This is a genomic window from Mesorhizobium sp. M8A.F.Ca.ET.165.01.1.1 (assembly GCF_004792065.1).
Lineage (GTDB): Bacteria > Pseudomonadota > Alphaproteobacteria > Rhizobiales > Rhizobiaceae > Mesorhizobium.
Genome location: NZ_SRTH01000010.1, coordinates 89,065 through 101,546 on the forward strand (window position 1 = coordinate 89,065; position 12,482 = coordinate 101,546).

A 12,482-nucleotide genomic window follows, 5' to 3' on the forward strand; every position below is an offset into this window, starting at 1 on the left:
GTGCGACGACAAATTTCGAAAGGATTTCCGCATGACCACCGTCAAGGTCGACAAGAACAATTTCCAGACCGATGTGCTGAATGCCCAGGTACCGGTCGTGGTCGATTTCTGGGCGGAGTGGTGCGGCCCCTGCAAGATGATCGCACCGGCGCTTGAGGACATCGCCACCGAACTCGGCGCCAAGGTCAAGATCGCCAAGCTGAACATCGACGAGAATCCCGAGCTTGCCGCCCAGTTTGGCGTGCGCTCGATCCCGACGCTGATGATCTTCAAGGGCGGCGAAGTGGCCGACATCAAGGTTGGCGCCGCGCCCAAGACCGCGCTGTCGCACTGGGTCAATGGCAATCTCGCCTGATACCATCTGAATTCGAAGCATTGAGCCCGGCCATCGCGCCGGGCTTTTTGTTGGCGCCATCGGTGCGCCTCTCTGGCACTCACGTCGGGGGCTTCCATGTCTTCTGTTGGCGGCAGAAGCAGGAGAGAGAAATGACCGGATCCGCCAAGGCCACAGTCTTCATCGACAATGAGCGCGTCATCGTCACCGAATACCGCTTCCAGCCGGGCGACAACACTGGCTGGCATCGCCACGGCCACGACTATGTCGTGGTGCCGCTGATGGACGGCAAGCTGAAGCTGGTGACCAAGGACGGCGAAACCTTCGCCGAGATGAAGAAAGGTTCCCCCTATTTCCGCAAGGAGGGCGTCGAACACGACGTCATCAGCGCCAATGATGGCGAGTACGCTTTTATCGAGATCGAGCTGAAATAGGGCCATTCGCTCGCCGATAGTTTACACCGGGAAATTCATCGACTGATCGGCACGATGTGCTGGCATGCCATCCCCTGCCATCTTGATGGCAGGTGCTGATCGGTCTATATCTCTTTCCAAACGGGAGTTTGACATGGCCGAACCACAGCTCTCAGTCCGCAGCGCAAAAGCACGCGACCTGGCTCACAGACTTGCTCGTCGCGAAAATCGTTCGATAGCCGATGTGGTCGAACGTGCGCTTGAATCATACGAAATCCGTGAAGCGGGCCGCGAACCCGCATCAACCTTCTATGCCAGCCTGATCGCGAGCGCCGGCGTCGACATCGATCTGGAGGAAGTTATTCACGAAGCTCGCCAGGTTCATTCAGGGCTTGAGCTTTGATTTTCGTCGATACCAACGTGATTTCGGAGTCCTTCAAGAAGGCGCCGAACCCGGCCGTGCTGGCGTGGCTCGTCCGCAACGACGCCGAACTGGCCCTTCCCACGGTGACGATTGCGGAAATCGCCTTTGGCATTCAAAAGATACGGCCCGATGAGCGAGCCGATCGGCTGGAGCAGGGACTTTCACGATGGCGCCATCGATTTGCCGACCGGATTTTTGGGCTGACGGAAGAGGCGGCCTTGGCTTACGGCGAGATTATGGGAGCCGCGACGCGCCAAGGTCGCGACATGTCAGCGCCCGATGGCATGATCGCAGCGATAGCGCGCGTGAATGGAGGCCGGTTGGCGACACGCAATCCCAGCGACTTTGGTGCCACCAGCCTCGAGATGATCTCGCCGTGGGACTTCTGAATCGGGCAAGGCGCACATTGTCAGCCTATCAAGTCGGCGGCGTGCCGTTTTCGGCCAGCACCGCACCGGCCAGATAGAGGGACCCGCCAATCAGGATGCGCGGCGGCGGGCCGTCCCAGGTGTCGCGCAGCAGCATGAGCGCGCTGGCGACGGAGCTTACCGGTTCGGCCGTCAGTCCGGCTTCCGTGGCGCGGACCGCCAGTTCGTCGTTCGGCACGCCGGCATCGCTCTGGCTCACTGGCACCGTGTAGACATGCCTGACCAAGCCCTTGAAGGCGCGGAAATAGCCGCTCTGGTCCTTGGTGTTGATCATGCCCGAAATGAGGAAGAGCGGGCGCGGGTTCTTTTCTTCCTGCTCGGCCAGCGCTTCGGCGACGACCACGCCGGCGCCCGGATTGTGGCCGCCATCGAGCCAGATGTCGGCGCCCTTCGGCGCCAGTTCCGCCAGCCTGCCCTGCCCCAGCTTCTGCATGCGGCCGGGCCAGGCGACACTGGTCATCGCCTTCTCGGCGGCGCGGTGGCTGATCTCGAAGCCGGCGGCCTTGACCGCGGCGATCGCGGCGGCGGCATTGGCGAACTGGTGGCGACCGGGCAGGCGCGGCGAGGGCAGGTCCATCAAGCCATCATCGTCCTGGTAGACCATGCGGCCGTTTTCCTCGAAAGCGAGAAAATCCTGGCCATAGACGAGGGTCGGGCATTCCAGCCGCTCGGCGGTGTCGATCAGCACCTGCAGCGCCGTCTCGCTTTCCTGGGCGCCGATGACCACGGGACAGCCGCGTTTCATGATGCCGGCCTTTTCGGCGGCGATCAGTTCGACACGGTCGCCGAGATAGGCCTCATGGTCCATCGACACCGGCATGATCACCGACACGGCCGGCCGCGCGATGACATTGGTGGCGTCGAAGCGGCCGCCAAGACCGACCTCGATGATGGCGGCATCGGCCGGATGTTCCGAAAACAGGATGAAGGTGACGGCGGTGAGGATTTCGAAGACGGTAATCTTCTGGCCTGCATTGGCCTTGGCGACGCGGGCGATAGCCTCGGCGAAGATGTCATCGTCGACCAGCCTGCCGCCGCCCTCGGCGGCCAGCCTGTAGCGCTCGTGCCAGCTGACCAGATGCGGCGAAGTGTGGACGTGGACGAGGCGGCCGGAAGCTTCCAGCAGCGCCCGCGAGAAGGCGGCGCAGGAGCCCTTGCCGTTGGTGCCGGCAATGTGGATGACCGGCGGCAGCAAATCCTGCGGATTGTCCAGCCGCTCCAGCAGCCGCGTGATGCGATCGAGCGAAAGGTCGAAGCCTTTCGGGTGAAGCGCCATCAGGGCTTCGATTTCGCGGTCGGCGGCAAGCGTCGTCATGGCACAATCCCGGCGCATGGCCCGAGAGCCAGAATCGCTCCCGCAATGACCACGGCTATCAAAAGGCTACAGCGCGTCATGGGCGGCGCGCAATCGCTGTTCGCGGCGGCCAATGTCGCGCCAGGCCGGGGTCACCTCCGGCCATCGTAGCGTCAAGCCTGTGGCCGGGCTTCGGCGGCAAGCACGGCCGGCGGCAGGATTTCCGGTTCCAGCGGCTTTTGCTCTTCCGGCATCTTGAGCAGCATCTTGAGCAGACGCGCGATCGTCTGGCGCATCTCCAGCCGGGACACCACCATGTCGACCATGCCATGCTCCATCAGATATTCGGAGCGCTGGAAGCCGTCCGGCAATTTCTCGCGGATGGTCTGCTCGATGACACGCGGCCCGGCAAAACCGATCAGCGCGCCGGGCTCGGCAATGTGCACGTCGCCCAGCATGGCGTAGGAGGCGGTGACGCCGCCGGTGGTCGGATTGGTCAGCACGACGATATAAGGGAGGCCGGCTTCCTTCAGCCGGTCGACGCCGACCGTGGTGCGCGGCAATTGCATGAGGGACAAAATACCTTCCTGCATGCGGGCGCCGCCTGAAGCGGCGAACAGGATCAGCGGCCGCTTGCGCTGCAAGGCGACCTCGAAGCCATGTACGATGGCATCACCCGCCGCCATGCCGAGCGAGCCGCCCATGAAGGCGAAATCCTGCACCGTCACCACCACCGGCAGGCCCTCGACGGTCCCCAGCGCATTGATGATGGCGTCTTCCAGGCCGGTCTTGGCCTTGGCGTCCTTCAGCCGGTCGACATAGCGCTTCTCGTCGCGGAATTTCAGCGGATCCTGCATGACCTTGGGGTTGTCCAGGGTCTCGTACTTGCCGTCATCGAAGAAGAATTTCAGCCGCTCCTTGGCCGAGATCTTCATGTGATGGCCGGAGGACGGGATGACGAACTGGTTGGATTCCAGATCCTTGTGGAACACCATCTCGCCGGTCTCGGGATCCTTGATCCAGAGATTCTCGGGCATGTCGGTACGCCGGCCGAGCATCGAGTTGATCTTCGGGCGAACGTAATTGGTGATCCAGTTCATCGCTTCGGCTCCTGTCCTGACGAAGAGTTGGGTAAAGACGTAGGAAAACTATTCGGCAGCAGCAAGGCGGGCCGAGCGCACGCCTTGCGCCAGGCCGCTGACCAGCGTGGCGACGGCCTCGGCCGGATCGGCGGTCTTTTCGCCCTTCGGCCCCAGCACATTGGCGACCGCGTTGACGATCGCCGTGCCGACGACGACGCCGTCGGCGTTGGCGCCGATGACGCGCGCCTGTTCGGCGGTCTTGACGCCGAAGCCAACGCAGACAGGCAGGTCGGTGTGACCCTTGATGCGCTTGACCGCCGACGCCACCTTGCCGGTGTCGGCGAGTGCCGCACCGGTGATGCCGGTCATCGAGACGTAGTAGACGAAGCCGGAGGTGTTCTGCAGCACCTTGGGCAGACGCTTGTCGTCGGTTGTCGGCGTCGCCAGCCGGATGAAGTTGATGCCGGCCTTCAGCGCCGGAATGCACAGTTCCTCATCCATTTCCGGCGGCAGGTCGACGACGATGAGCCCATCGATGCCGCTCGCCTTGGCGTCGACGAGGAAGCGATCGACACCGTAGATGTAGATCGGGTTGTAATAGCCCATCAGCACGATAGGCGTTTCGTCATCGCCGGCGCGAAAGTCGGACGCCAATTTCAGCGTCTTCACCAACGTCTGGCCGCCCTTCAGTGCGCGCAGGCCGGCGGCCTGAATCGCCGGGCCGTCGGCCATCGGGTCGGAGAACGGCATCCCCATCTCGATCACGTCGGCGCCCGCCTTGGGCAGCGCCTTCATGATCGACAGCGAGGTTGCATAGTCGGGGTCGCCACCCATGAAATAGGTGACGAGCGCCGGGCGGCCCTCGGTCTTCAGCTTCGCCATGCGGCGGTCGATGCGGGTGGTCATGTCTGGCCCTTTGGACGAATTTTGCTCATAATCAACTCCCAAATCGAAACTGTCCAAAGGGCCTAGATCTCCATGCCCAGCATCGAGGCCACCGTGTGCACGTCCTTGTCGCCACGGCCGGACAGGTTGACGATGACGATCTGGTCCTTGTCCATGGCGGGTACGATCTTGACCGCATGGGCGATGGCGTGCGCCGATTCCAGCGCCGGGATGATGCCTTCGACGCGCGTCGTCAGCTTGAAGGCTTCGAGCGCCTCGTCGTCGAGGATCGGCACGTATTCGACACGGCCGGAATCGCGCAGCCAGGAATGCTCCGGACCGACGCCGGGATAATCGAGGCCGGCCGAGATCGAATGGCCGTCCATGATCTGGCCGTCGGCGTTCTGCAGGAGATAGGTGCGGTTGCCGTGCAGCACGCCGGGAGAGCCGGCATTCATCGAGGCGCAATGCTCGATGCCGTCGAGACCGCGCCCGCCGGCCTCGATACCGATGATGCGGACTTGCCTGTCATCGAGGAAGGGATGGAACATGCCGATGGCATTGGAACCGCCACCGACGGCGGCGATGATGGTGTCGGGCAGCCGGCCTTCCTGTTCGAGGATCTGCGCGCGTGCCTCGGTGCCGATTACCGACTGGAAGTCGCGCACCAGTTCCGGATAGGGATGCGGGCCGGCGGCGGTACCGATCAGGTAGTAGGTGTCCTCGACATTGGTCACCCAATCGCGGAGGGCTTCGTTCATGGCGTCCTTCAGCGTGCCGTGGCCCGCGGTCACCGGCCGCACTTCGGCGCCTAGCAGCTTCATGCGGAAGACATTGGGGCTTTGGCGGGCAACGTCGGTCGCGCCCATATAGACGACGCAGGGAAAGCCGAAGCGGGCGGCGACGGTCGCGGACGCCACGCCATGCTGGCCGGCGCCGGTCTCGGCGATGATGCGCTTCTTGCCCATGCGCTTCGCCAGCAGTATCTGGCCGAGGCAATTGTTGATCTTGTGCGAGCCGGTGTGGTTCAAATCCTCGCGCTTGAAATAGACTTTCGCGCCGCCCCCGAGGCCCTTCGCCGAGGAAACGTCACGAAGATGCTTCGTCAGGCCTTCAGCGAAATACAGCTTTGACGGCCGCCCGGCATAGTGGGTGGACAGATCGGTCAGCTCGGCCCTGAAATCCGGATCGTTCTTGACCTCGTTCCAGTTTTTCTCCAGGTCGAGGATGAGGGGCATCAGCGTTTCGGCAACGAAACGGCCGCCGAAAATGCCGAACATGCCCTGCTCGTCGGGTCCAGTACGGAAGGAATTGGGTGTCGCCGGCTTGTTCATCGCCGATCTCCTAGATCTGTACTTTGAGCATGTCCCTGTCGGAAAACCGGGTTCCCGCTTTTCCGGGACATGCTCAGGGTTCGAAATTTGTTCAGGCGGCGCGGTCGTCCCGCGCGGCCCTGACGGCCCGGAAAAACTGTTCGATCAGCGCCGGATCCTTGACGCCCGGCGCGCTCTCCACGCCCGAGGAAATGTCTATTGCGGGCGGGTTTGCAAGCCGAAGGGCATCGCCGATGTTGGCGGCGTTGAGCCCACCGGAAAGCATGTAATCGATCCCGGCGTCAAGGCCGGCAAGGATACGCCAGTCGAAGGCGACGCCATTGCCGCCCGGCAGTTCCGAGCCCTTCGGCGGCTTGGCGTCGAACAGGAAGCGGTCCGCGATGCCGACGAACGGCTTTATCCGTTCGAGATCGGCAGCCTCGCTGAGCGGCAACGCCTTCATCACCGGCAGGCCATGGCGGGCTTTCAGTTCGGCCACTCGCTCGGGGGTTTCGGAGCCGTGCAATTGCAGCATGTCGGGCCGCATCTTTTCCACGATTTCATTGAGGAAGGCGTCATTGGCGTCGACGGTGACGGCAACCGCCAGGGCCTTGCCGCGCGCCGCTTCGCGCAGACGGCCGGCTTCGGCCGGTTCGACATAGCGGGGGCTTTTGGCGAAGAAAATGAACCCGACATGGCTGGCGCCGCCGGCAAGGGCCGCAGCCACTGCCTGGTCGGTCTTCAAGCCGCAGATCTTGATATCGAGCGCCATGGCGCGGGAATTGACATGAAAAGCGCCAAGAGTCGAGAAAAAGCATGCTGTTTGCCGGCAAGGCCAAAGGCGCTACCTATGGATGGACAGCATGCAAGGCGGGAGCACAGCCATGGCCGACCAGACCGTTGCCGAACTGAAGCAGAAGATCGCGCAGGCGCGCGAGGTCATCGCGCATCTCATGGACAAGGCCGCCTTCAACGGCGCCGAAGCACATCGGGCTCTGGACTATTTTGGCGGCGATGCCTTCGACCGCAACTTTCTGCCCTGGCCGCATCATGGCGATGAAGGGTTGCGGCCGGATGAGCTCAATGCGGCGAATGACGATTGAGTGCGTGGCCGGTAGCTGAAACGCCGCCGTCCGCTATCCCTATTCGAAAACGATCGCCTGCAGGGCGCCGCCGTTGCGCTTCAGCCAATCCTTGCAGCGGTCCGTGTCGGGGCAGAGCTTTTCGCACAATTTCCAGAATTTCGGGCCGTGGTTCATCTCCTTGAGATGCGCCACTTCATGCGCGACGAGGTAGTTTATGACAGGCTGCGGCGCCATCATGATGCGCCAGGAGAAGGACAGATTGCCTTCCGAGGTGCAGGAGCCCCAGCGGCTGGAAGTGTCCTTGTAGCGGATCGCCTTGGCGCGCTTGCCGAGCGCTTCCGTATGCCTGACCACCAGCTTCTCGATATCCTTCTTGGCCTCGCGCTTCAAAAAATCGGCGATGCGGCGCGGCAGATGGATGCGCTCGCCATGCACGATCAGCAGCGGGCCGCGCTCGTCGCGCGATATGGTGACGGTGCCGCGCTTTGACGGTTCGTGGACAATGCGGTGCGGCACGCCGCGCACCGGGATCTTGATACCTGGTCTTACTTGAGGACGAGCCGGCACCTTGGCCAGGCGCTGCTCCAGCCAGTCCTGGTGGCGGTCGAGGAACCTGTCCACCTCGCCGCGGCGCAGGCCCGGCGGCACGGTGATGCGCAGGCCCTGACCGCCGGAATCGATACGCAGCGTCAGGCGCTTTGCCCTGGCGCTCTCGACGATCTTGAGCGGCAGCGTGCGCCCGGCGACACAGTATTCCCGTTCCACGGCAGGCGTGGGCTTGGGCTTCGTCAGATTGCGGAAGAACCCGATGGTCATGGCCGGACGATACGCGATTCGAGGAAAACGAATAGAACAAAAAAGAAACGGCGCCGCTCGCGCGACGCCGTCATCATACCTTGGCCCTGTCGCTGGGCCTCAGTCGTCGAGCAGGTTCGAGCCTTTGCCACGCTTGGTGGGGGCCGTTCCGGTGCTCGGGTCGGTTTTCGCCGGAGCCGTCGACTTGTTGCGGTTAGCCATAAACCGGTCGAACTCGTCCTGATCCTTGGCGCGGCGCAATTCACGAGCGTATTCGTCGAACTGCGTCAGCATCTCGTCGAGCTTGCGGCGCTCTTCGTTCAGACGCTCAAGCTCCTTTTCGCGCCAATCGTCGAAAGCGACGTTGCCGGTGCGGGCGGAGCCATTGCCCCAGCGCGCGGCCTTGTCGGAACCACGGCGGCAGCCGGCGAAGATGCCGTCGGTCGCACGGTTGACGTCACGCTTGAAGCCCTCGAGCCGGTCGCCCCAGATGATGTAGGCGAGCATGGCGAAGCCGAGCGGCCAGAACACCATGAAGCCGATCACCATCAACGCGATGGTCGCCGGCGTCCAGGCCGGGCGGATCAATGCAGATGTGTTCATTTTCTCCCATTCCTTCGGTTGGAGACAGCCAGGACCGGCTGCGTGGAATCGAAATGGGAAGGCGAAAACGGCGATTCAAGACAATGTCCGCCAAAACCGGACAAGGTTCTGAAATGATTATCGCTTTTTGAGCATATCGAGGAAAAGCACGACCAGCCCGGCGACAAGGCCCCAAAAAGCCGCGCCGACGCCGAACAGCGTCAGCCCGGAGGCGGTGACGACGAAGGTGACGGTGGCGGCCATGCGGTTGCCTTCGTCCTTGAGCGCAATCGCCAGCGCGTTGGCCAGCGAGGCCATCAGCGCCAGGCCCGCCACCAGCACGATCAGGCTCTGCGGCAGGACGGCGAAGATCGCCACCAGCGAAGCGCCGAAAATCGCGAAGATCAGATAGGCAAGCGCATAGAACGGACCCGTCTTCCAGCGCTCGGCGGGGTCGGGATGAACGTCAGGTCCGGTGCAAATGGCCGCCGAGATGGCCGCCAGATTGGTGGTTCCGGCCCCGAACGGCGCCGACAGCAGCGAAAACAGGCCCGTGATACCGATCAGCGGCCCAGGTTCAGGGTGGTAGCCGGCCGCCCGCAATACCGCCAGCCCCGACAGGTTCTGCGAGGCCATGGTGACGAGATAAAGCGGCAGCGCCAGCCCGATAATCGCCTTGGCGGTGAAATGGGGAGCAATAAACGTCAGCGTCGACAGTTCGGGCGCGGGCAAGCCGCCGACACGGCCGGTAAGGAAGGCGGCAAGGCCGCCGCCGACCAGCACCGCCAGTACCGACAGCGCCGGATTGAACAGCCGGATGACAAAGAATGCCGCGATCAGCGGCAGGATGAGCCAGGGGTCCGCCGGAATGGCTTTCATCGCATTGATGGCGAAGGTGACGACGATGCCGGCCAGCATGCCTGAGGCGACCGAAGCCGGTATTCTCGATATCAGCCGGGTCAGCGGCCCAAACAGGCCGGTCGCGACCAACAGCACGCCCGTGACGATATAGGCGCCGACGGCCTCGCCCATCGAAAAGCCGCTCGAGGCGGCGACCAGTGCCAGGCCCGGCGTCGACCAGGCAGTGATGACAGGCATTTTCGTGCGCCATGACAGCAACAAGCACTCGACCGTCATGGCCAGGCAGATCGCCGTCACACCGCTCGCCGTCTCGACCTGCGTCGCGCCGACCGCCTTGGCGGCGGCGATGACGATGGCCAGCGTGCCGCCGAAACCGACGATTGCCGCGACAAAAGCGGAGATCGGGATGGAAAGGCGCATCGTCACTTGCCTCGTCCGGCGATGTCGCCGACCGCCCGCACCAGCATGTCGAGATCCTGCGGGCGCGACAGGCGATGGTCGCCGTCGGGGATCAGCGACAGCGTGACATCGTCGGCCGGCAGCAGGGCGGCGAGCTTCAACGCGTGGCTCGATGGCACGTCCGCATCGGCCAGCCCCTGCAGGATGTGAACCGGGCAATGCGTGTCGATCGGCCCGGTCATCACCCGGTTTTCGCGCCCGTCGTCGATCAGCGCGCGCGTGTAGACGTAAGGCTCGGCGGAATAGTCCGACGGCTCCGCGAAGAACCCCTTTTCGGCGAGGTCGCGTTTCTGCGCCTCGGTCAGCACCGGCTCGATCAGGTCGCTGGTGAAATCGGGTGCCGGCGCCAGCAACACCAGGCCGACGACGCTTGCATCGCCCGCCTTGCGCAACTCCTGCACCATGCGCAGCGCGATCCAGGCACCCATCGACGAGCCGACCAGGACCTGATCGCCCTTGGCGAAATGCCGGAAAACCGCAAGGCTTTGCGCAAGCCATTTCGAGATCGTACCGTCGGCGAAGGCGCCGCCGGATTCGCCATGGCCCGAATAGTCGTGGCGCAGGAAGGCCCGGCCTTCCCGTGCCGCCCAGTCCGACAGCGTCTCGGCCTTCGTGCCCAGCATGTCCGACTTGTAGCCGCCGAGCCAGACGATGCCGGGCGTCGAGCCACCCGCATGGCGCACGGCGATATCGGATCCATCAACATCAAGAAAGGTCGGAGCGGAGGTCATGGCTGTGGGGCGGTCCCGGTTTTTTTCACGCGTCGCTTTTGGCACGGCCAAAGGCAAGACGGAAAGTGCTCGCGATGTTTCTTTGCTTGGCACAGGCTCGTGATCAGGTGATTTCTTGAGAACGCTGTGCTATTGACTTGCGCCGCGCGCTTCCCACATTGGCGCGTCCGCACACAGATTCATGCGAACCCTGAACGAAACGGCCAAGGAGACCACGACCATTCGCAGACCTTTCAAAGCAGCGGCGCCGACCAAGGATGGGCCGCGCTCCAACCGTGACATCCGGGTTCCCCGGGTCCAGCTTATCGACGCCGAAGGCCAGAACCGCGGCGATGTTTCCATCAACGACGCATTGCTGCTCGCCGAAGAGGCCGGGCTCGATCTGGTCGAAATATCGCCCAACGCGGTGCCCCCCGTCGTAAAAATCCTCGATCTCGGCAAATTGAAATACGCCAACCAGAAGAAGGCGGCCGAGGCGCGCAAGAACCAGAAGGTCATCGAGATCAAGGAGATCAAGATGCGCCCGAACATCGACAGCCATGACTACGAGACCAAGATGAAGGCGGTTCGCCGCTTCTTCGAGGAAGGCGACAAGGTCAAGCTGACGCTGCGCTTCCGCGGCCGCGAGATGGCGCATATGGAACTCGGCATGCAGCTTCTGAACAAGGTGCGCGAGGAAGTGGCGACCATCGCCAAGGTGGAAGCCGAGCCGAAGCTCGAAGGTCGCCAGATGATGATGGTGCTGGCGCCGCGCTAAGCAGACTCCGCTCGCTTCGCAACGCGTCGTCTGCATAGTTTCCATGGTTGTCGCGGATTCTCACCGCAAAACCGTGGACACTTTTGCGGAACCCGCTTGGATCACGATGACGTCAGGCCTCGTCATCGCGCCAAAATCCGCCTGAATTGTGCTACAGAGGCGTCCCGGCGATCGGCGGGACGCCATTCCTGGCTAGAGCTGCGATCGCCGGCCAGGCTCCTCGACGATCGGATCCCAATCTTGGACACAGAATACAAACACGGGCTGGGCAACTACCAGCAGATGCGCCGGCTGGTGCTTGCCGTGCTCGTGGTGGTGCTGTTTCTGGCATTGCTTTTCGGCCAGTCGACCTTCCCGCCGGACACGCCGGTCCATGAATCGATCGAGATGTTCGGCGTGCTCTTGATTTTCCTCGGCATCGTCGGGCGCCTGTGGGCGACGCTCTATATAGGCGGACGCAAGTCGTCCGAGGTGGTGACCGGCGGCCCCTACTCGATCACCCGTAATCCGCTCTACGTGTTCTCGACCGTCGCCGCCGCCGGCGTCGGCGCGCAGATCGGCTCGTTCTCCGGCATCATCCTTTTCGCGGTTCTGTGCGCCGGTGCCTTCCATATCGTCATCCTGCGCGAGGAGAAATTCCTCAAGGAGGCGCTCGGCGCACCCTATGCGGACTATCTGGCGCGCGTGCCGCGCTTCTTCCCCAAGCTTTCGCTCTACCAGGAAGGCGACACCGGCAGCTTCAAGCCGCGCCTGCTTTTGACCACACTGCTCGACGGGCTGGTGTTTCTCATTGCGCTGCCGGCTTTCGAACTGATCGACGGCGCGCAACTGTCGGGCGTGCTGCCGGTGTGGTTCAGGCTGCCCTGAGAGGGGACAGTGCGTCGCACGGCCTGAGGTGTTGCGCCCGCGCCATCTTTGATCTATAGCACCGCCGTTCCAAGAAAACCGCCCGGCAGGGCATGCCGTGGCGGTTTCATTTGCTTTTCGGGCTTTGGTCGGCCTGGAGCGAACAAGAAGCGCGATCGTGCGCCAACAATAC

16 protein-coding genes are annotated in these 12,482 nt (G+C 63.1%); 7 read left to right on the plus strand and 9 right to left on the minus strand.

The features are described 5' to 3' along the window. Window positions 1–31: 31 nt before the first annotated feature. The 4 genes from trxA (at window position 32) to EN808_RS23775 (ending at window position 1,560) form a co-directional block, all read left to right on the plus strand. Entirely contained in the window at window positions 32–355 is a 324-nt protein-coding gene (gene trxA / locus EN808_RS23760) for a thioredoxin (RefSeq protein ID WP_135917033.1), read from the plus strand. Window positions 356–486: 131 nt separating this feature from the next. Continuing rightward, window positions 487–768, plus strand: coding sequence for a cupin domain-containing protein (locus tag EN808_RS23765; protein WP_127873332.1), 282 nt, complete (start codon window positions 487–489; stop codon window positions 766–768). Between the two features lie 133 nt (window positions 769–901). Continuing rightward, the gene (locus EN808_RS23770; protein ID WP_127280589.1) at window positions 902–1,150 is read left to right on the plus strand and encodes a plasmid stabilization protein; all 249 of its coding nucleotides are present in this window, start codon (window positions 902–904) and stop codon (window positions 1,148–1,150) included. Further along, window positions 1,147–1,560: a type II toxin-antitoxin system VapC family toxin gene (locus EN808_RS23775; protein WP_135882766.1), complete on the plus strand. Its 414-nt coding sequence runs from the start codon at window positions 1,147–1,149 to the stop codon at window positions 1,558–1,560. The genes EN808_RS23770 and EN808_RS23775 overlap by 4 nt, the downstream gene beginning before the upstream one ends. A gap of 28 nt (window positions 1,561–1,588) precedes the next feature. On the opposite strand, the gene EN808_RS23780 is transcribed toward EN808_RS23775, so the two are convergent. The 5 genes from EN808_RS23780 to EN808_RS23800 all read right to left on the minus strand — a co-directional run bounded on the left by EN808_RS23780 (window position 1,589) and on the right by EN808_RS23800 (window position 6,945). Further along, on the minus strand, window positions 1,589–2,914 hold the full coding sequence (locus EN808_RS23780; protein ID WP_135862515.1) for a folylpolyglutamate synthase/dihydrofolate synthase family protein: 1,326 nt from the start codon (window positions 2,912–2,914) through the stop codon (window positions 1,589–1,591). 152 nt (window positions 2,915–3,066) lie between these two features. Next, the gene (gene accD, locus EN808_RS23785) at window positions 3,067–3,993 is read right to left on the minus strand and encodes an acetyl-CoA carboxylase, carboxyltransferase subunit beta (RefSeq protein ID WP_127279848.1); all 927 of its coding nucleotides are present in this window, start codon (window positions 3,991–3,993) and stop codon (window positions 3,067–3,069) included. Window positions 3,994–4,041: 48 nt separating this feature from the next. Next, window positions 4,042–4,881, minus strand: coding sequence for a tryptophan synthase subunit alpha (gene trpA, locus EN808_RS23790; RefSeq protein ID WP_135917034.1), 840 nt, complete (start codon window positions 4,879–4,881; stop codon window positions 4,042–4,044). Between the two features lie 62 nt (window positions 4,882–4,943). After that, entirely contained in the window at window positions 4,944–6,194 is a 1,251-nt protein-coding gene (gene trpB / locus EN808_RS23795; protein WP_135862522.1) for a tryptophan synthase subunit beta, read from the minus strand. Window positions 6,195–6,285: 91 nt separating this feature from the next. Next, a complete protein-coding gene (locus tag EN808_RS23800; RefSeq protein WP_127279845.1) occupies window positions 6,286–6,945 on the minus strand; it encodes a phosphoribosylanthranilate isomerase in 660 nt (219 codons plus the stop codon). A 112-nt stretch (window positions 6,946–7,057) separates the two neighbouring features. On the opposite strand from EN808_RS23800, the gene EN808_RS23805 reads away from it, so the two are divergent. Continuing rightward, window positions 7,058–7,276, plus strand: a complete 219-nt coding sequence (locus EN808_RS23805) for a hypothetical protein (protein ID WP_135862525.1) — start codon at window positions 7,058–7,060, stop codon at window positions 7,274–7,276. A 39-nt stretch (window positions 7,277–7,315) separates the two neighbouring features. Here the strand turns inward: EN808_RS23805 and EN808_RS23810 are convergent, their stop codons facing one another. From EN808_RS23810 to EN808_RS23825, 4 genes are all read right to left on the minus strand, one after another. After that, window positions 7,316–8,074: a M48 family metallopeptidase gene (locus tag EN808_RS23810; protein WP_127873325.1), complete on the minus strand. Its 759-nt coding sequence runs from the start codon at window positions 8,072–8,074 to the stop codon at window positions 7,316–7,318. Window positions 8,075–8,173: 99 nt separating this feature from the next. Further along, on the minus strand, window positions 8,174–8,656 hold the full coding sequence (locus EN808_RS23815; protein ID WP_015314375.1) for a DUF2852 domain-containing protein: 483 nt from the start codon (window positions 8,654–8,656) through the stop codon (window positions 8,174–8,176). 117 nt (window positions 8,657–8,773) lie between these two features. After that, window positions 8,774–9,916, minus strand: a complete 1,143-nt coding sequence (locus EN808_RS23820) for a benzoate/H(+) symporter BenE family transporter (protein WP_135862529.1) — start codon at window positions 9,914–9,916, stop codon at window positions 8,774–8,776. Window positions 9,917–9,918: 2 nt separating this feature from the next. Continuing rightward, entirely contained in the window at window positions 9,919–10,686 is a 768-nt protein-coding gene (locus EN808_RS23825; protein WP_135917035.1) for an alpha/beta hydrolase, read from the minus strand. Between the two features lie 220 nt (window positions 10,687–10,906). Between EN808_RS23825 and infC the strand changes: the two genes are divergently transcribed. Next, entirely contained in the window at window positions 10,907–11,443 is a 537-nt protein-coding gene (gene infC, locus EN808_RS23830) for a translation initiation factor IF-3 (protein WP_010912915.1), read from the plus strand. 240 nt (window positions 11,444–11,683) lie between these two features. Continuing rightward, window positions 11,684–12,310, plus strand: a complete 627-nt coding sequence (locus EN808_RS23835; protein WP_127873321.1) for an isoprenylcysteine carboxylmethyltransferase family protein — start codon at window positions 11,684–11,686, stop codon at window positions 12,308–12,310. Window positions 12,311–12,482: the final 172 nt, after the last annotated feature.